Origin of the sequence: Microbacterium algihabitans, from assembly GCF_032464975.1 — a bacterium.
In the GTDB taxonomy this organism is placed as follows: Bacteria; Actinomycetota; Actinomycetes; order Actinomycetales; family Microbacteriaceae; genus Microbacterium; species Microbacterium algihabitans.
This window is the reverse complement of sequence record NZ_JAWDIU010000004.1, coordinates 97,271-114,337: the sequence shown is the minus strand read 5'-3', so window position 1 is coordinate 114,337 and position 17,067 is coordinate 97,271. Positions and strand designations below refer to the sequence as shown.

16 protein-coding genes are annotated in these 17,067 nt (G+C 71.1%); 5 read left to right on the top strand and 11 right to left on the bottom strand.

Annotated elements, in window-relative coordinates; translation table 11 throughout:
* Positions 1 to 3: 3 nt before the first annotated feature.
* The 3 genes from RWH43_RS12255 to galT form a co-directional block, all read right to left on the bottom strand.
* Positions 4 to 963, bottom strand: a complete 960-nt coding sequence (locus RWH43_RS12255; protein WP_316001615.1) for a squalene cyclase — start codon at positions 961 to 963, stop codon at positions 4 to 6.
* 310 nt (positions 964 to 1,273) lie between these two features.
* Positions 1,274 to 2,437: a galactokinase gene (gene galK / locus RWH43_RS12250; protein ID WP_316001614.1), complete on the bottom strand. Its 1,164-nt coding sequence runs from the start codon at positions 2,435 to 2,437 to the stop codon at positions 1,274 to 1,276.
* A complete protein-coding gene (gene galT / locus RWH43_RS12245; RefSeq protein ID WP_144834579.1) occupies positions 2,434 to 3,609 on the bottom strand; it encodes a galactose-1-phosphate uridylyltransferase in 1,176 nt (391 codons plus the stop codon). Before galT ends, galK begins: the two co-directional genes overlap by 4 nt.
* A gap of 50 nt (positions 3,610 to 3,659) precedes the next feature.
* Between galT and RWH43_RS12240 the strand changes: the two genes are divergently transcribed.
* Genes RWH43_RS12240 through RWH43_RS12230 form a run of 3 tightly spaced genes read left to right on the top strand, consistent with a single transcriptional unit; the run spans position 3,660 to position 5,323 of the window.
* On the top strand, positions 3,660 to 4,625 hold the full coding sequence (locus RWH43_RS12240) for a LacI family DNA-binding transcriptional regulator (protein WP_144834580.1): 966 nt from the start codon (positions 3,660 to 3,662) through the stop codon (positions 4,623 to 4,625).
* A 45-nt stretch (positions 4,626 to 4,670) separates the two neighbouring features.
* Complete coding sequence (locus RWH43_RS12235; RefSeq protein WP_144834582.1) at positions 4,671 to 4,934, top strand: hypothetical protein; 264 nt, start codon at positions 4,671 to 4,673, stop codon at positions 4,932 to 4,934.
* The gene (locus tag RWH43_RS12230; protein ID WP_186325560.1) at positions 4,931 to 5,323 is read left to right on the top strand and encodes a type II toxin-antitoxin system VapC family toxin; all 393 of its coding nucleotides are present in this window, start codon (positions 4,931 to 4,933) and stop codon (positions 5,321 to 5,323) included. The genes RWH43_RS12235 and RWH43_RS12230 overlap by 4 nt, the downstream gene beginning before the upstream one ends.
* A 93-nt stretch (positions 5,324 to 5,416) precedes the next feature.
* On the opposite strand, the gene RWH43_RS12225 is transcribed toward RWH43_RS12230, so the two are convergent.
* The 4 genes from RWH43_RS12225 to RWH43_RS12210 form a co-directional block, all read right to left on the bottom strand.
* The gene (locus tag RWH43_RS12225; protein ID WP_316001613.1) at positions 5,417 to 6,745 is read right to left on the bottom strand and encodes an ABC transporter substrate-binding protein; all 1,329 of its coding nucleotides are present in this window, start codon (positions 6,743 to 6,745) and stop codon (positions 5,417 to 5,419) included.
* Positions 6,746 to 6,819: 74 nt separating this feature from the next.
* Positions 6,820 to 7,740 (bottom strand): carbohydrate ABC transporter permease, encoded by a 921-nt coding sequence (locus RWH43_RS12220; RefSeq protein WP_222123939.1) that lies wholly within the window; start codon positions 7,738 to 7,740, stop codon positions 6,820 to 6,822.
* A complete protein-coding gene (locus RWH43_RS12215; RefSeq protein ID WP_316001612.1) occupies positions 7,737 to 8,666 on the bottom strand; it encodes a carbohydrate ABC transporter permease in 930 nt (309 codons plus the stop codon). Before RWH43_RS12215 ends, RWH43_RS12220 begins: the two co-directional genes overlap by 4 nt.
* Positions 8,663 to 10,744 carry a beta-galactosidase gene (locus RWH43_RS12210; protein ID WP_316001611.1) on the bottom strand — a complete coding sequence of 694 codons (2,082 nt, stop codon included), beginning with the start codon at positions 10,742 to 10,744 and terminating at the stop codon, positions 8,663 to 8,665. The genes RWH43_RS12215 and RWH43_RS12210 overlap by 4 nt, the downstream gene beginning before the upstream one ends.
* A gap of 141 nt (positions 10,745 to 10,885) precedes the next feature.
* Between RWH43_RS12210 and RWH43_RS12205 the strand changes: the two genes are divergently transcribed.
* On the top strand, positions 10,886 to 11,902 hold the full coding sequence (locus RWH43_RS12205; RefSeq protein WP_316001610.1) for a LacI family DNA-binding transcriptional regulator: 1,017 nt from the start codon (positions 10,886 to 10,888) through the stop codon (positions 11,900 to 11,902).
* A gap of 326 nt (positions 11,903 to 12,228) precedes the next feature.
* On the opposite strand, the gene RWH43_RS12200 is transcribed toward RWH43_RS12205, so the two are convergent.
* On the bottom strand, positions 12,229 to 12,813 hold the full coding sequence (locus RWH43_RS12200; protein WP_154097619.1) for a TetR/AcrR family transcriptional regulator: 585 nt from the start codon (positions 12,811 to 12,813) through the stop codon (positions 12,229 to 12,231).
* Between the two features lie 69 nt (positions 12,814 to 12,882).
* Here RWH43_RS12200 and RWH43_RS12195 point away from each other — a divergent pair, with 69 nt between their 5' ends.
* Complete coding sequence (locus RWH43_RS12195; protein ID WP_260979772.1) at positions 12,883 to 14,154, top strand: MFS transporter; 1,272 nt, start codon at positions 12,883 to 12,885, stop codon at positions 14,152 to 14,154.
* 55 nt (positions 14,155 to 14,209) lie between these two features.
* Here the strand turns inward: RWH43_RS12195 and RWH43_RS12190 are convergent, their stop codons facing one another.
* From RWH43_RS12190 to RWH43_RS12180, 3 genes are all read right to left on the bottom strand, one after another.
* Positions 14,210 to 14,650 carry a cupin domain-containing protein gene (locus RWH43_RS12190; protein WP_316001609.1) on the bottom strand — a complete coding sequence of 147 codons (441 nt, stop codon included), beginning with the start codon at positions 14,648 to 14,650 and terminating at the stop codon, positions 14,210 to 14,212.
* Positions 14,647 to 15,210, bottom strand: coding sequence for a pyridoxamine 5'-phosphate oxidase family protein (locus RWH43_RS12185; protein ID WP_316001608.1), 564 nt, complete (start codon positions 15,208 to 15,210; stop codon positions 14,647 to 14,649). Before RWH43_RS12185 ends, RWH43_RS12190 begins: the two co-directional genes overlap by 4 nt.
* Before the next feature lie 131 nt (positions 15,211 to 15,341).
* Positions 15,342 to 17,060 carry a glycoside hydrolase family 35 protein gene (locus RWH43_RS12180; protein ID WP_316001607.1) on the bottom strand — a complete coding sequence of 573 codons (1,719 nt, stop codon included), beginning with the start codon at positions 17,058 to 17,060 and terminating at the stop codon, positions 15,342 to 15,344.
* Positions 17,061 to 17,067: the final 7 nt, after the last annotated feature.

Genomic DNA, 17,067 nt, shown 5'->3' with positions numbered 1-17,067 from the left:
CCCTCACGCCGAAGCGCGTGCGCCGTCCCACCAGCGCAGCACGCGCAGCGCGAAGAACGTCAACCATCGCGAGGGCTCACCCGCGGGCACGTCGACCGGGAACCACACGGCGCCGTCCATCGGATACGCCTGGTGCCACGTGCCGTCGGGGTCGCGCGAGGCGCGGACGCGATCGACGGCCTCGGACAACCGCGGATCGGGTGCCTCGCCGTCGTGCAGAGCGGCGGCGCGGAAGTGGTCGAGGGCGCGCAGCGCGCTGTACCGGTGGCGGAACGGGTAGCCGAGGTGGTGCGCCCACACGTGACGCTCGCCGGTGGAGAGCCGGTAGAGCAGGCGTCGCTCGAGCAGGTACTCCTCACCGGCCTTGCGGGCGGCGTGCAGTTCGGGAGTGCCGCCGCTGCGCCACTCGTCGTCGAGGATCCCGATCACCGCGTTGAGCGTCGAGTGGAACGACGATTTCGTCGAGCCCTCCACCCACTCGCAGTTCCAGCCGCCGTCCGGCAGGCGGTGCGTGACGAACCAGTCCCGGATGCCGCTGACGTCCGCCCCGAGCCACGCTCCGCTGGCGAGGGTGAAGGCGTTGATGCACGCGTCGACCTCACCGTCCCAGAAGGGGAGGTCGTCGTACTCCCAGCGGGCGTTGCGCTTCAGGAGCCCGGCCGTGTCGGGGCGGAGGGCATCGGCATCCACCCCCCATTCCCGAAGACTCATGAGCGACCACGACGTCGCGGTCCAGGGCTGCGGCTCATCTTCCGAGAAGTCGGCGGGGAAGTGCGCGCCGCCCGCCCAGAGTCCGTCTTCGCCCTGCGCGGCGAGCAGCTGCGCCCCGAAACCCTCGTGGGCGACACGGGCGCGGGCGGCCTGCCAAGTCGCCTCGGGTTCATCGAGAAGGTCGCGCTCGACCTTCCACCGCAGGCTCGGGTCGCTGTCGCGCAGCCAGGCCAGTACCTCGTCGTCGCCCATGCGGGCAGGGTACGCCCGGGCCCCCGCAGGCGGTGCACAACTCAGGAGATTCGCGTCGGTTCCGGGCCTGGGGGAGGCGGATGGGCCGGTGTGCGGCCGAATCTCCGGAGTTGTGCACGCGGCGACCGGGCGGCCGGTCCGGGTCTCGCGTGGGCCCGCCGTCAGGTCGCGTCGGCGGCAGACGCTGGCGCCGACGGTACACAACTCAGGAGATTCGCGTCGGTTCCGGGCCCGGGGGAGGCCGATGGGCCGGTGTGCGGCCGAATCTCCGGAGTTGTGCACGCGGTGACCGGGCAGCCCCGCCGGCCGGTCACGCGTCGCGGCGGGCGCCCTCCGAGGGGGTCACGGTGAAGACGTTCGGGGCGCGGTATCCGGATGCCGAGAACGCGGCGTGCACCGCGTCGGTCGCCGCCTCGATGAGCCCGACCGGCATGAGGGCGATGGCCGCCCCGCCGAAGCCGCCGCCGGTCATGCGGGCACCGAGCGCACCGTTCACCAGCGCCGTGTCGACGGCGAGGTCGAGCTCGGGCACCGAGATCTCGAAGTCGTCGCGCATCGAGACGTGCGAGGCGACCAGCAGGTCGCCGATCGTGGAGGGACCGTCGGCGTCGAGGGCGGCCACGGTGTCGAGCACGCGCTGGTTCTCGGTGATCACGTGGCGGACGCGGCGGAAGGTGACGTCGTCGAGCAGCTCCTGAGCGCGCGGCAGGTCGTCGACGGTGAGATCGCGCAGCGAGGCCACGCCGAACGCGGCCGCTCCCCGCTCGCAGGCCTCGCGACGCTCGCGGTACCCGCCGGTCGAGTGCGCGTGCTCGACGAGGGTGTCGACGACGAGGATCGACAGACCGGCGTCGGCGAAGCCGAGCGGCACGGGGCGCGTGTCGAGCGTGCGGCAGTCGAGGAAGGTCGCGGCGTCGGCGACGCCGAGCATCGAGGCCATCTGGTCCATGATCCCGGTGGGCGCGCCCACGGCGTCGTTCTCGGCGACGCGGCCGACGCGGGCGAGGGCGACCTTGTCGAGACCCGTTGCCCAGACGTCGTTCAGGGCGGATGCCACGGCTCCCTCGATCGCCGCCGACGACGACAGTCCGGCTCCCACCGGAACCTCCGAGGCCAGGGCGATGTCGACGCCGCGGGTCACGGCATCCGGAACCTCGCGACGCAACGCCCACGCCACACCGAGCGGATACCCGGCCCAGTCGAGGCCGCCGGCGGCGATGCGGTCGTCGAGCTCGGCGAGCGAGACCTCGACGGGCGCGTCGGCGAACGTCGAGCTCACGCGGATCACGTCGTCGTCGCGCAGGGCCACGGCGGCGGCGGTGCGCTGGGCGATCGCGAAGGGGAAGACGAAGCCCTCGTTGTAGTCGGTGTGCTCGCCGATGAGGTTGGCGCGGCCGGGGGCCGACCACACTCCCGCGACGGGCGCGTCGGTCAGGGTGGCGAGAAGGGCGCGGGCGTCGTCGACGGCGGTCATGCCGTCACCTCCGGAACGGTGTCGAGGGCGGCGCGCAGGCGCTCGGCCTGCGACTCGGGGGTCACGTCGCCGATCCAGGCGCCCATGGCGGACTCGGATCCGGCGAGGTACTTCAGCTTGTCCGCGGCGCGGCGCGGCGAGGTGATCTGCAGGTTGAGGCGGATCGCGTCACGCGCGCGGTCGACCGGGGCCTGGTGCCACGCGGCGATGTAGGGCGTGGGGGTGTCGTACAGCGCGTCGATGCCGCGCAGCAGTCGCAGGTAGAACGGCGCGAGTTCGTCGCGCTCGGCGTCGGTCGTCTCGGACAGATCGGCGACGTGGCGGTGCGGCAGCACGTGCACCTCGACGGGCCAGCGGGCGGCGAACGGCACGAACGCCGTCCAGTGCTCGCCTCGCAGCACGACGCGCTCGCCGGCCTGCTCGAACTCGAGGATGCGGGCGAACAGATCGTCGGAGGTGCGCGAGATCGTGTCGAGCAGGCGCTGCGTGCGCGGCGTGACGTAGGGGTAGGCGTAGATCTGGCCGTGCGGGTGGGGGAGGGTGACGCCGATGTCCTTGCCGCGGTTCTCGAAGGGGAACACCTGACGGATGCCGGGGAGCTGCGACAGCGCGGCGGTGCGGTCGGCCCACGCCTCGATGACGGTGCGAGCGCGCGTGCGCGACAGCGAACCGAACGACCCCTCGTGCTCGGGGCTGAAGCAGACGACCTCGCAGCGACCGACCGAGGTGCGGGTGCGGCCGAGGCCGAGGTGCTCGAGGTCGTCGGCGCCGCGCGGGGGATCGACGGCTGCCGGGGCGTCGCCGACCGCGGCGTCGAGAGCGGGGCCGAACGAGGGCGACTTGTTCTCGAAGACCGCGACGTCGTAGAGCGAGGGGATCTCCGACGGGTTGGTCGGTGTCTGCGGCGAGAGCGGGTCGAGGTGCGCCGGGGGGAGGAACGCCCGGTTCTGACGATTGGATGCCACGGTGATCCAGTCACCGGTCAGCACGTCTTGACGCATGGTGGCGGTGGCGGGCCGCGGGTCGAGGGTGCGGGCGTCGACCGCGCGCTCGGCGCCGAGCGTCGTGCCGGGATCGTCGAAGTAGATCAGGTCGCGGCCGTCGGCGAGGCGCGTCGGTCGCTTGACGACGCCGGCGCCCAGCTCGATCGCGGTGGGGGTCTCCGTGTTCACGATAACACGCTACATCTGGCGCGTGATATCGTCAACATGAAGGGGGCGCGATGCGTGTATCCATGGCCGACGTGGCCGAAAAGGCCGGGGTTTCGGCGCAGACGGTGTCACGCGTGGCCAACGGCAGCCCCCGCGTCGACCCCGCCACCCGCGTGCGCGTCGAGAAGGCCATGGCCGACCTCGGCTACCGCATGCACCGGGCCGCGCGCGCCCTGCGCACCGGGCAGACCTCCACGATCGGCCTCGTCGTGTCGACCCTCGCGTCGGTCGGCAACTCGCGCATGCTGCAGGCGATCTCCGAGGCCGCGGCCGAGCGCGAGTACGCCCTCGCCGTGGTGACCGTCGGCGAACGCGGCATCCGCGACGCCTTCGCACGCCTGCGGTCGCAGGGTGTCGACGGAGCGGTCGTGCTCAACGAGGCGACCGAGCTCGCGCGCGACGTCGAGCCGCCCGCCGACCTGCACCTCGTCGTCGTCGACTCCCCGCCCGACGCTCGCTTCTCGATCGTGCAGACCGATCATGCCGGGGGAGCGCGGGCCGCGACCGCGCACCTGCTCGGCCTCGGACATCGCACGGTGCACCACCTCGCCGGGCCCGCGGGGTCGTTCGCCGCGGCGGAGCGCGAGCGCGGATGGCGGGGGGCGCTGCTCGAGGCCGCCGCGACGGTGCCCGCACCCGTCCGGGGCGACTGGACCTCGGCATCCGGTCACTCGGCTGCGGCCGCCCTCGCGGGCGCCACCGCGATCTTCGTGGCCAACGACCAGATGGCGCTGGGGGCCCTGCGCGCCCTCGCCGACGCGGGCCGGCGGGTGCCCGACGACGTCGCCGTGGTCGGCTTCGACGACATCGCGGATGCCGCGCAGTTCCGCCCACCGCTGACCACTGTGCGACAGGACTTCGACGCCCTCGGTCGTCGCGCGGTCGCGGCCCTGATCGCCGCGATCGAGGGCGGGCAGCCGATCGCCGAGTCGGTGCCCGCGGCGCTGGTGGTGCGCGAGAGCAGCACGGCGGTCTGACCCGCCCAGGTGGTACACCGGACACCTCGGTGGTACACTCGGCGCATGCCGACGACCCGACTGCGCACGCAGGTGACGCACACGCGCGACGTCGAAGAGGCCCTCCGCATCGCGCGTTCGCTCTGGCCGGACGAGTCGCCGAGCGCACTGCTCCTGCACCTCGTCGTGAGGGGCGGCCAGGCGATCCGCGACGAGCAGGCGCAGAACGCACGCGCCCGTCGCGGGGCGGTGGATGCAGTGGTCGAGCGGTTCGCGGGGATCTACCCCGAGGGGTATCTTCGTGAGCTCCGCGCGGACTGGCCCGAGTGATCGTGCTCGACGCCGGGGTCGTCATCGCCCTGTTCAGCCCCGGCGACGCGCACCACGACCGGGCGAAGACCCTGTTCGCGGAGCAACCCGGCCCCTTCCTCATGCACTCCCTGACCGCGGCGGAGGCTTTGGTCGCCGCCGCCCGCGTCGGGCGCGACGAAGAGCTGTGGGGTGCCCTCCGCGATCTCGGGGTGGACGTCGCGCCGATGGGTCCCCACGAACCGCTCGTTCTCGCTCGGCTGCGCGCGCGGCACGCGCTCAAGATGCCCGACACGTGCGTCCTCGCGGCGGCGGTGCACCATCGCGTTCCGCTCGCGACATTCGATGCGCGTCTCGCCGCCGTCGCCGAAGAGATGTCGCTCGGACTCGCCGTGCCGGCGGTCGACTGACCACCGCGTCCGCCGGCAGCCCGCGGCATCCGGAAACGAAGAACGCCCGCGGATGCCGGAGCATCCGCGGGCGTCTCTCGTGGGGAGAGTCTGTTACTTCTTGACCGGGATCGACTGCGACTCGAGCGTGCTGATGGTCGAGTCCTGACCCTTCTGCAGCGCGTCGGCGAGGGTGCCGCTGCCGCTGACCGCCGCCTTGAAGCCGTCGGAGACATCGGCGTAGGTCTTGGTCATGGTCGGGCCCCACACGAAGTCGGGGTTCACCTCGGTGGCCGCCTTCGCGAAGACGTCGTAGATCTTCTGGCCGCCGTAGAAGTCCACACCGTTGGCCAGCGAGGGGAGCTTGAGGCCCTCGGTGGTGGCCGGGTAGAGGTTGGCCTCTTCGTTCAGCGCGGTGAGCGCCTCTTCCGAGGTGTTCAGCCACAGGGCGAACTTCGTCGCCTCGTAGGGGTGCTCGCTGCCCTTGAGCACGGCGATCGACGATCCGCCCCAGTTGCCCGCGACGTTCTCACCGGCCGACCACTGCGGCAGGTCGGAGACGGCCCAGCCGCCCGCGGTGTCGGGAGCGCCGCTCGAGATGGAGTTGGCACCCCACACGGCGGAGTTCCAGGTCCAGACCTGGCTCGAGTTGTAGGCGTTGTTCCACTCGTCGGTCCACGCGGGGTAGGTCGAGACGAGGTCCTGGTCGATCAGCGACTGCCAGTAGTCGGCGACCTTGGTCGAGGCGGGGTCGGTCAGCGAGACGGTCCAGCCCTCGGAGTCGTTGCCGAACCACTGTCCGCCGGCCTGCCAGACGAAGCCGGCGAACTGGTTGATGTCGGACTGCGAGAAGTTGGTGATGTAACCGCCGAGCGCGCGGATCTTCTTCGCGGCCTCGGTGTACTCGTCCCACGTGGTGGGGATCGCGATGCCATTCTTCTCGAAGAGGTCCTTGCGGTAGAACAGCGCCATCGGGCCGATGTCCTGGGGGATGCCGTAGACGGCGTCGTCCTGACCGAGCGCGACCTGGTTCCAGGCCCACGGCACGAACTGGTCCTTCGCGGCGACCACGTCGGCGCAGCCGGCGATGTTCTCGATGCCGTCCTGCACGAGGAAGTTCGGCAGGGCGTCGTACTCGATCTGGCCGAGGTCGGGGGCGTTGCCGGCCGCGATCTGGTTGAAGAAGTTCTGGTAGGTGCCGCTGTTGCCGTTGGGGCCGGTCTGCACCTTGACCTGGATGTCGGGGTTCTCCGCGTTCCACATATCGACGACCTTCTCGATACCGGGGATCCACGAGGTGAACTCGAGCGTGACCTGTCCGTCGGCCGGAACGCAGTCGGCTGCGGCCGCGGCGCCGTCGCCGCTTCCGCCGCCGGCGCAACCGGCCAGGAGCAGAGCCGACAGCGCGACGCCCGAGGTCGCGGCGAGGATTCTGTGCTTCATGGGAATGCCTTTCTCTGGGTGCCCGGGCGGGCCATTCCGCCCGGGATGAGGGGCGGCCGGAGCCGCCGGAGGGTTTACTTCAGGGCGCCGGTCCCGAGACCGTTGCGCCAGAAGCGCTGGAGGAGCAGGAAGATGACGATGAGGGGGATGACCGACAGCAGGGCGCCGATCAGTACGAGTCCGCGGAGCTCGGGGATCTGGTTGAGCTGGTTGTTCCAGCCGTAGAGGCCGAAGACCACGGGGAACAGCTCTTCGCTGCGCAGCATGATCAGCGGCAGGAAGAAGTTGTTCCAGATCGCGACGAACTGGAAGAGGAACATCGTGACCAGCGCGGGGCTCATCAGACGCAGGCTCACGGTGAAGAACGTGCGGATCTCGCCCGCGCCGTCGAGGCGGCTGGCCTCGAGCAGTTCGTCGGGCACCGACGAGGCGGCGAAGATGCGTGCGAGGTAGACCCCGAACGGGCTGACCAGCGAGGGCAGGAACACGGCCCAGAAGGTGTTGGTCAGCTGCACCTGGCTGAAGATGAGGAACAGCGGCAGGGCCAGGGCGGTCGCCGGCACCAGCACGCCGCCGAGCACGACGTCGAACACCAGCTCGCGGCCCGGGAAGCGGTACTTCGCCAGGGCGTAGCCCGCCATCGCGGCCAGCAGCGTCGCCACCGCTCCGCCGAGGCCGGCGTACAGCAGGGAGTTGCCGAGCCAGCGCAGGAAGATGCCGTCGCGGTACGCGAACAGGTCGCCGATGTTCGAGAACAGGCGCATGTCGGCGAACCACAGCGGGTTCGTGGTGAGGATGTCGCCCGTGCTCTTGCTCGAGGCCACCAGAAGCCACCACAGCGGCAGCAGGAAGTAGACCGTGAACACGGCCATGACGAGCATCGCCGAGGTGCGCGAGACGAGGGGTTCGCGCACGGCGCCCGAGCGGATGCCGGCCGGGCGGGAGGAGCCCGAACGGGGGCTGCGCGCGGGGCGGGGGGTGGTGACGGCGCTCATGCGTTGCCCTTCTTCTGCATCCACTTCATGAAGCCGAACGACAGCACGAAGGTGGTCACGGCCAGCACCACCGAGAACGCGGCGGCGAGATTGGCGTTGGGGATGGATGCCGTGGCGTAGACGGTCATGTTGGGGGTGAAGGTGCTGGTGACGGCCGAGCTGAAGGACCGGAACACCTGGGGCTCGGCGAGAAGCTGCAGCGTGCCGATGATCGAGAAGATCGCGGTCATCACGATCGCGGGGCGCACGAGGGGGATCTTGATCGACCAGGCGATGCGGAACTGCCCGGCACCGTCGAGGCGGGCGGCCTCGTAGATCTCGCTGGGGATCGACAGCAGCGACGAGTAGATGATCAGCATGTTGTAGCCCACGTAGACCCACGTCACGACGTTCGCGATCGACCACAGCACGAGGTCGGCGCCGAGGAAGTCGACGTTCTTGGTCAGCGCGGTGAAGGGCGAGAGGTTCGGCGAGAACAGCGAGCCCCACATGATCGCGGCGATGACGCCGGGGACGGCGTAGGGCACGAAGAACGCCAGGCGGAAGAAGCGCTTGCCCTTGAGTAGCGGCGAGTCCAGCAGCAGGGCGAAGATCAGCGCGAGGCCGAGCATGACCGGCACCTGCACGACGCCGAAGGCGAGCATGCGCAGCATCGACGACCAGAACGCCTCGTTCTGGAACACCTGCACGTACTGAGACAGGCCGCCGAAGACGAGCTCGGCCTTGCCGAAGGTGCCCTCGCGGCGAACCACGAGCAGCGACTGCACGATCGCGAAGATGATCGGCAGCACGTAGAACAGCACGAACAGCACCGCGAAGGGGGCGAGCAGGATGAGGATCGCGCTCTTGAACGGCACCCGCGGGCGTCGCGGCCGCGGTGCGTTCTCGCGCGCGGCGCGCGGCGGGGCGGAAACGGTGGTGGTCACGAGGCCTCCTCGATGATGCGGACGGCACCGCCGACGACGACGACGGTGCCGTCGACGGCCTCGTCGGTCATCGCATCGCGCCCGTGCGCTGCGATCTCGACCGACTCGGTGGTGTGGTTGATGACGAAGACGAACGAGCGGTCGTCGCTCGCACGGCGGATGATCTCGACCCCGGGGAGAGCGTCGACGGTGCGGATGCCGGCGTCCTGGGCGACCCGCGACAGCAGCTCGCGGTAGGCCGCGGCGGCGGGGAGGGTGGCGAGGTACCAGGCGGACCCGGCGCCCACCCGGCGGCGGGTGCGGGCGGGCAGGCCCGCGGCGGGACCGTCGACGAAGCGGGCGTCGACCTCGGCGTCGACGGGGCGCAGGCGCTCCGACCAGACGGCGCCGCTCGTGCCGTCGTCGAGGGCGACGACCTGGCCGGGGCCGAGGGGCGAGAACTCCTCCGACACGATGCCGAGCAGGTCGCGGAACGCGCCGGGGTAGCCGCCGAGGCGCACGCGGTCGTCCTGGTCGACGATGCCGCTCGCGAAGGTGATCACGGCGGTGCCGCCGTCTTCGACGAAGCGCGCGATCGCGTCGGCGTCGGCGTCGCGCACGAGGTGCAGCGCCGGCACGACGACCAGGCGGTAGGCCGACAGGTCGGCGGAGGCCGAGACGACGTCGGTCGAGATGCCGGCCGCGGCGAGGGCCGCGTGCGCCGCGTGCACCTGGTCGAGGTAGCGCAGGTCTTCACTCGGACGACCCTCGTTCTCGATCGACCACCAGCTCTCCCAGTCGAAGAGCACGGCGGCATCCGAGGCCACTCGTGTTCCGGCGATCGGCTGCAGCCGGCGCAGGGTGCGTCCCACCTCGAGCACGCTCCGCCACTGGGCGGTGTCGGTGCCGGCGTGGGGGAGCAGGGCCGAGTGGAACTTCTCGGCGCCCTGGGCCGAGGCGCGCCACTGGAAGAAGCAGATGCCGTCGGCGCCGCGCGACACGTGCGAGACGACGTTGCGCAGCAGCTCGCCCTCGCCCTTGGCGAGGTTGTGCGGCTGCCAGTTGACGGCGCCGGTGGAGGTCTCCATCAGCAGCCAGGGGGCGCCGTCGGCGAGACCGCGCGTGAGGTCGGCCGCGAACGACAGCTCGGCGAGGGGTTCGGGAAGGCGTCGGTCGAGGTAGTGGTCGTTGGCGATGACGTCCATCTCGCCGGCCCACGAGAAGTAGTCGAGCGCACGGATGTGCGCGGTCACCATGAAGTTGGTCGTGACCGGAGCGGTGCTGAGCTCGCGGATCACGCGCGCCTCGGCGCGGTACAGCTCGAGCTGCTGGTCGGACGAGAAGCGCTGGAAGTCGAGCAGCTGCGCCGGGTTGCGCAGCGAGAGCGCGGCCATCGGCGGCAGGATCTGGTCCCACGCGCTGTAGCGCTGGCTCCAGAACGAGGTGCCCCACGCGGTGTTGAGAGCGGCGATCGTGCCGTAGCGGGCCTCGAGCCACTCGCGGAAGGCCGTGGCGCTGGCGTCGCAGTAGCAGAGGGCGTTGTGGCAGCCGAGCTCGTTCGACACGTGCCACATCGCGAGGGCGGGGTGACCGGCGTAGCGCTCGACCACGCGACGGCTGAGCTCGGCGGCGTACCCGCGGAAGATCGGCGAGCTCGGGCAGTAGGCCTGACGTCCGCCGGGGTAGCGGCGCGTGCCGTCGACGCTCACGGGGAGGATCTCCGGATGCCGCGTGGTCACCCACGGGGCGGGGGAGGCGGTCGCGGTGCCGAGGTTGACCCGGATGCCGTGGGCGTGGGCGAGGTCCATGACCTCGTCGAGCTCGGCGAAGTCCCACTCGCCGTGCGCGGGGTTGATCCACGACCAGCCGAAGATGTTGATCGCGATGAGCCCGACGCCCGCTTCGACCATGAGGCGCATGTCGTCGTCCCAGACGGCGCGGTCCCACTGCTCGGGGTTGTAGTCGCAGCCGAAGACGAGACCCTCGCGGGTCAGCTCGGCCAGACGGTCGCCCGCGCGGGTCGGGTCGCTCGCGCGGGTCGGGTCGGTCGCACGATCGCTCTCGCGATCGAGCGGGGCCAGATGGTCGACGGCAAGCATCCGGGAGGCGCTCCTTTGCGTGGTTCTGTGAACGTGCACACAGTCACGCGCCCGAGTCGAGGGCGGTTAATGTGTGAACGTGCACATAGTGACACGGAGCGCGGTGGATCGTCAACTCGCACGCCCCGATAGGCTGACGACATGACGCCTCCTCCGCCCGGGCGCCGGCGCAGCACCGTGCACGACGTGGCCCGTGCCGCCGGGGTGTCGAGGGGCACGGTCAGCCGCGTCCTCAACGGCGGCTACGTCTCGGAGCACGCCCGCGAGGCCATCCAGACGGCCATCCGCGAGGTCGGGTACGTGCCCAACAACGCCGCCCGCACGCTCGTGCGCCAGCGCACGCAGGCCGTCGGCTTCATCGTGCACGAGCCGCACTCGCTCTTCCTCGAAGACCCCAACATCGGCGGCATCCTGCTCGGTGCCAACACCGCGCTGTCGAAGGCCGATTACCAGATGGTGTGCCTCGTGATCGACACCGATCGCGACACCGAGCGGGTCGCGCGCTACCTCAGCGGCGGCTTCGTCGACGGCGCGGTCATCGTGTCCGCGCGTCACCACGACCCCATCACCGACGTGGTCGAGCGCCTCGGACTCCCCGTCGCCTACGTGGGCCACCCTCCCGGCATCCGTCGCCCCTGGGTCGGCATCGACAACCTCGGCGCCGCGCGCGCGATCACCGCACGCGTGCGTGCGTCGGGGCGTCGCCGCATCGGCATGATCGCCGCCGCCCTCGACCGCGACTCCGGCAGCGACCGACTGGCGGGCTTCCGCGACGCACTCGGCGAAGACTTCGACGAGTCACTGGTCGAGCCCGTGCCGCTCTATGCCTTCGCCGACGGCGAGGCCGGCATGCGGCGCCTGCTCGAGCGCGCGCCCGACATCGACGCGGTGTTCGGCGCCTCGGATGCCGTGGCCGCCGGCGCCGTGCAGGCCCTTCGCGCGGCCGGGCGACGCGTGCCCGACGACGTCGGCGTGGTCGGCTTCGACGACAGCGCGTGGGCGGTGCGCACCGACCCGCCGCTCACCACGGTCGACCAGCCCGCCGAGGGACTGGGTGCCGCGGCCGCCGAGACCGTGCTGCTGCAGCTGTCGGGCGGTGTGGCCGATGCCGGCGGCATTCTGCTCGACGCCCCGATCGTCTGGCGCGCCTCGGTCTAACAGCACCGGCGCGCGCTCTCGCCGTCGGTCGCGCATCCCGGGTTTGGGGCGAGATCTGCAGCTTGGGGCGTGAATTCTCCGCCCCGAGCGACGGAATCCGCCCCAAACCGCCGTGCTCTCGCGCGTCGGTCGCTGTGGTGGGTTTGGGGCAGGATCTGCAGGTTGGGGCGTGAATTCTCCGCCCCAAGCGACGGAATCCGCCCCAAACCGCCGTGCTGTCGCGCGCCGGTCGCTGTGGTGGGTTTGGGGCAGGATCTGCAGCTTGGGGCGTGAATGGTCCGCCCCAAGCGACGGAATCCGCCCCAAACCGCCCTCCGGGCCCAGCGTCAGCGCGGCTCGCGCCATCCCCGCTCGAGGATGCGGAAGCCCGCCTCGATCGTCTCCGCGGCGTCGTCGTGCTCGAACGCGAGGATCTGCAGCTGCAGCACCATGCGCGCGTAGACCCGGGTCTCGGCATCCGGTGCGCTCTTCCCCGTCGTCTCGGCGATCGCCAGGGCGAGGGCGTCCTCGTGGCGGAGCCACATGCGCGAGGCGTAATCGTGCAGGGCGGGGGTCTCGGTGATCAGCTTCATGAACTGCCGGCGGTGATCGCCCGTGGGGTCGAAGGCCAAGCCGATGAGCTCGCGCCGGTAGAGCTCGCGCAGGGCGTCCGACACCGAGGTGCCCGGGGCGCGGTCGCGCACGGCGCCCACGAGCAGGTCGCGCTGGGCATCGTCTTCGTCGAAGACGAGCGCCTCCTTCTGCGGGAAGTGCGCGAACACGGTGGTCGGCGACACGTCGGCGGCGTCGGCGACCTCGCGGATGCTGACCTCGTCGAAGCCCCGCTCGACGAAGAGCATCGTCGCGGCGTCGGAGATGGCCTTGCGGGTGGCGGCCTTCTTGCGCTCTCGGCGACCCACGTCTGTGCTCATGTGGGGCAGTCTACCGGTACCGATCGGAAACTGCATTGACAACGAAACTGGTACGAGTACAGTTACGGCGTGACTTCACTTTCTCCTTCCCCTCAGCAGGGTCGCCGCTCCTGGATCATGCTCGTCGTCATCACGACGCTGACCACCGCCGGGATGACCGTTGTCTTGCCCGTGCTGCCCTTCGTCGTGCTCCGCTACGTGTCGAACCCCGCCGATCTGGCCGTCTGGGTCGGCATCCTCGAGACCGTCAACGCGCTCTGCGCCTTCCTCGTCGCCCCCTTCCTCGGGCGCATCTCCGACCGCTTCGGTCGCCGACCGGTGATCATCGTCGCCGGATTCGGCGCCGCCCTCGGCTTCCTGCTCTTCGGCATCGGCGGGGCGCTCTGGGTGCTGCTGCTCGGCCGCATCGTGCAGGGCGTCACCGCCGGCGACCTTCCCGCCCTCTTCGCCTACCTCGCCGACATCACCCCGCCCGACAAGCGCGCCCGCCGCTTCGGCGTGCTCGGAGCGACCGCCGGCATCGGCACGATGGTCGGCCCGGCCCTCGGCGGCACCCTCGCCGCGATCGACGTCGACCTGCCCGTCTTCGTCACCGCGGGACTCGCGCTGACGGTCGCGATCCTCAGCATCCTCCTGCTGCCCGAAAGCCTCGCGCCGGCCAAGCGCATCACCTCGCTCGACCTGCGGGCGGTGCACCCGTTCGCGGTGTTCCGTGGGGTGTTCCGCCGGCCCGAGCTGCGCGGGATCATGATCGGCCTGATCCTCGTGGGGCTGCCGTTCGGGTTCTTCGTCAACAACTTCAGCGTGCTCGCCCTCGACGCCATCTCGTGGAACCCCACCGCGATCGGCCTGCTCACCGCGTGCGTCGGCATCATCGACATCGCGATCCAGGGCGTGCTGCTCGGATTCCTGCTGCCGCGCATCGGCGAGCGGGGCGTCGTGGTCAGCGGCATCGTCACCCAGGCGGTCGGACTCGTCGCCCTCGCCGGGGTCGCGTCGCTGCTCGCCCAGCCGTGGCTGTTCGTCGTCGGTGCCCTGACGCTCGCGGCGGGCCAGGGTGCAGCCCAGGCCACGATGGACGGCCTGCTCTCCAACGCCGTCGGCGACGACGAGCAGGGCTGGATCGCCGGAGCCGCGCAGTCGCTCAACGCCGCGGTCGGAACCGTCGCCCCACTCGTCGCGGGCCTGCTCTACGCCCACGTGGCCCACGCCGCGCCCTACGTGCTGGGCGCTGCGCTCATGGTCGCCGCCGCCGTGGTCATCGGGCGGGCGCGCTTCACGAGCCCCTCGCTCACGGCGAAGGTTCCGGATGCCGCGGAGCCCGTGCCCGTGACGGAGTGACGCTCCCGATCGAAGGGTGATTCCGGATGCCGCGCGCCGCGGCATCCGGAATCTTCTACGCCGAAGGGCCCCAGGGCATCGGCCGCTCGGGGTCGCGCGTGCTGTCGTCGGGGATGTGGGGGAGGGCCTCGCCGCCCGCACGGATGCAGAGCCAGCGCAGCTCGCCGTCGCTCTCGGGCAGCGCGCGCCAGGTGCGCCAGACGTCCTGCCCGACCCGCACGACGCTGCCCGGGCCGACGTCGACCACGTCGTCGTCGAGGCCCATCTGGCCGCGGCCCTCGAGGAACACGTACAGCTCTTCGACGCGGGAGTGCGTGTGCCAGTACCCGGCCTCCTCGCCGGGGGCGAGGGCGTTCGCCGTCATGCCGATGAACTGCATCGTCAACTCGTGGTCGACCACGCGGCGCCCGTCGCGCGAGCGGGCGGGGACGAACCCGCCGAAGTGGTCGCGCCAGGCGTCGAGCCCGCCGATCTCAATGATCTCGTAGTCGCTCATCGGTTCTCGCTCTCGGGGGAGGTCAGCTGCCAGCCGTCGTCGGTGCGACGGTAGATCGTGCGGAGGTGCTTGCGGTCGGAGGAGCCCTGCCAGAACTCCACGCGGTCGGCGACGAGGCGCCACAGCACCCAGTCGCCCGGGCCGATGCCGTCGCGCGCGGCGGCCGAGCGTGCGGCGAGATCCGCCGCCGAATCCTCGGCCGAGGCCTCCACCACGCGCCCGCGCACGCGGACGGAACGCAGCACCGCCGGCCACCAGAAGGTCAGCGCCGCCGCGGGATGAGCGGCGAGCTGCGCCGCCTTCGCCGAGGCGCGCGGCCCGGCGAAGGCCCATCCGCCGGGCCCGAGGTCTTTCAGGATCAGCGTGCGGGCGTCCGGGATGTCGTCGGCATCGACCGTCGCGAGAGTGGCACCGTGCGCCTCGGCCACGCCGGCGTCGACGGCCTGCCGGATCCACCGCTCGAACAGCTCCTCCGGCTGGTCGGGGAGGGGCTCGGCATCCGGAGTCGGAGCGGTGCCGGTGAGGGAGGGGAGCGAGCGGAGCCAGGGGGCCATCGTCATGCCTCCATCGTGCTCCTCCTCGGGCGTGCTCCGCGTGGGCCGTGTCACGAGGACAGGACGCCGAAACGAGAACAGGCCGATCCGCGCGGGACCGGCCTGTTCTCGACGCACGCGCCTGTTCTCGCGGCGCGTTACTCCTCGAGCTGCCCGAGCGACGGCTCCGCGACGAAGCGCGCGACCGGCTCGACCGCGTGCTCGAGCTCGAGCACGACGATCTCGTTCGCCCCGGCGCGCGTCGCGGGGCCCGGCACGTACAGCGTGTTCTGCGGCACGGTGTTCCAGTAGCGGCCGAGGAAGAAGCCGTTGACGAAGGCGAAGCCCTTGCCCCACCCCGTGGTGTCGAGGAACAGGTCGGCGGGGGCATCGAGGTCGAACGATCCGCGCAGGAACGCCCGGCCGATCGAGCCGGTGCCGGCGCCTTCGACGGTGTCGAGGTCGATGGGCGACGCGGTCCAGCCCGTGAGCGGTTCGCCGTTCAGGGTGACTGCGCCGATCAGTCCCTTCGCCTCGCCGAGGCGGTCGGCGTAGTTCACCCGGCCCTGGTCCTCCACGAGCACCGTCAACCGCGAGCCGGCGGGGATCGTCAGCGCACGCTCGTGCAGCGCGCGCGACAGGCGACCGACGGGAGTGCCGTCGACGTGCACCCACGCGAGGTCGCGCACCTCGTCGAACACCACCGCCGCGGGGCCCGAGAACGCGGGCAGGTCGACGTCGTAGCGCACGAGGGGCCCGAGGTGCGCGAGCTGCTCGAAGGTCGCGGGAGCGGGCGAGACGGGACCGGTGGCTGCCGGCATCCACTCGCCCTCGCCCGACAGGGCGACCTCGAAGACGGGCGCATCGGGCCGGGGCTCGGGGACGAGGTCGGGCACGGGCGCGTACTTGGCGATGACCTCGCGGAACGCGTGGAACTTCGCCGTCGGGTGGCCCGACTCGTCGATCGGGGCGTCGTAGTCGTAGGACGTGACGATGGGGTCGTAGCGGCCCTTGTCGTTCGCACCGTTCGTGGTGCCGAAGTTCGTCCCGCCGTGCACCATGTAGATGTTCACCGAGGCGCCCGCGGCGAGCAGCACGTCGAGGTCGTGGGCGGATGCCGCGGGGTCGGTCGTGTGGTGGATGCTGCCCCACCAGTCGAACCACCCGTCCCAGAACTCGCTGCACATCAGCGGGCCGGTGCTCTGGTGCTCTCGGAGGGTCGCGAGGCGGTCCTCGCTGCGTGAGCCGAACGAGCCGGTGAGGTGCAGTTCGGGCAGGCTGCCGGCCTCGAGCATCCACGGCATCGGCTGGTCGACGGTGGTCAGCGGCACCGTGATGCCGGCGTCCTTCGTCACCCGCACGAGCTCGCTCAGGTAGTCCTTGTCGGAGCCGTAGGCGCCGTATTCGTTCTCGATCTGCACGAGCACGACGTTGCCGCCTCGGTCGATCTGGCGCGGGGCCACGATCTCGTACACGCGACGGAGGTACTCCGACACCGCCTCCATGAACTGCGGTTCGGAGCGACGGATGCCGATGCCCGGCGTCGACGTCAGCCACACGGGCAGCCCGCCGTTGTGCCACTCCGCGCAGATGTAGGGGCCGGGTCGCACGATCGCGTGCAGGCCCTCTTCGGCGATGAGGTCGAGGAAGCGGCCCAGGTCGTTCCACCCGGTGGCATCCCACTCGCCGCGGACCGGCTCGTGCGCGTTCCACGCGACGTAGGTCTCGATGGTGTTCAGCCCCATCGCCTTGGCCGTGCGGATGCGGTCGGCCCAGTGCTCGGGGTGGATGCGGAAATAGTGCAGGGTTCCGGAGATGACCTGGTGGGGCTTCCCGTCGAGCAGGAAGTCGGTCTCGCCGATGGAGAAAGTCGTCACGGTGTCT

Coding starts and splice junctions, on each gene's coding strand:
- RWH43_RS12255 (WP_316001615.1), bottom strand. CDS start 963: ATGGGCGACGACGAGGTACTGGCCTGGCTGCGCGACAGCGACCCGAGC.
- galK (WP_316001614.1), bottom strand. CDS start 2,437: ATGACCGCCGTCGACGACGCCCGCGCCCTTCTCGCCACCCTGACCGAC.
- RWH43_RS12240 (WP_144834580.1), top strand. CDS start 3,660: ATGCGTGTATCCATGGCCGACGTGGCCGAAAAGGCCGGGGTTTCGGCG.
- RWH43_RS12235 (WP_144834582.1), top strand. CDS start 4,671: ATGCCGACGACCCGACTGCGCACGCAGGTGACGCACACGCGCGACGTC.
- RWH43_RS12225 (WP_316001613.1), bottom strand. CDS start 6,745: ATGAAGCACAGAATCCTCGCCGCGACCTCGGGCGTCGCGCTGTCGGCT.
- RWH43_RS12220 (WP_222123939.1), bottom strand. CDS start 7,740: ATGAGCGCCGTCACCACCCCCCGCCCCGCGCGCAGCCCCCGTTCGGGC.
- RWH43_RS12210 (WP_316001611.1), bottom strand. CDS start 10,744: ATGCTTGCCGTCGACCATCTGGCCCCGCTCGATCGCGAGAGCGATCGT.
- RWH43_RS12205 (WP_316001610.1), top strand. CDS start 10,886: ATGACGCCTCCTCCGCCCGGGCGCCGGCGCAGCACCGTGCACGACGTG.
- RWH43_RS12200 (WP_154097619.1), bottom strand. CDS start 12,813: ATGAGCACAGACGTGGGTCGCCGAGAGCGCAAGAAGGCCGCCACCCGC.
- RWH43_RS12190 (WP_316001609.1), bottom strand. CDS start 14,650: ATGAGCGACTACGAGATCATTGAGATCGGCGGGCTCGACGCCTGGCGC.
- RWH43_RS12185 (WP_316001608.1), bottom strand. CDS start 15,210: ATGACGATGGCCCCCTGGCTCCGCTCGCTCCCCTCCCTCACCGGCACC.